The 231-nt window shown below is 65.8% G+C and carries 1 protein-coding gene; it reads right to left on the reverse strand.

Features of this window, described 5'->3' with window-relative positions; genetic code table 11:
• On the reverse strand, positions 1 to 231 hold a 231-nt coding region (locus RYX56_RS26890; RefSeq protein ID WP_317124549.1), incomplete at both ends, for a class I SAM-dependent methyltransferase.

A 231-nucleotide genomic window follows, 5' to 3' on the forward strand; every position in this document is an offset into this window, starting at 1 on the left:
GCCGGGGAAGACATAGGCCTGGATGAAGTCGGCGCTGGCCGCACAGGCTTCGAACAGGTCGTCGCGAAGCGAGATGAACTGGAGCGCGGCGTGGCCACCCGGCCTGAGGTTGCGCGCCAGGCAATCCATGAAGGCCGGCCAGTTCTCGCGCCCGATCGCTTCCACCATCTCGACACTGCCGATGGCATCATACCGCCCCGCAGTGGCGCGGTAATCCTGCTTCAGGAAGCG

The organism is Alkalihalophilus lindianensis, from assembly GCF_032843265.1.
GTDB lineage: Bacteria > Bacillota > Bacilli > Bacillales > Bacillaceae_D > Alkalihalophilus > Alkalihalophilus lindianensis.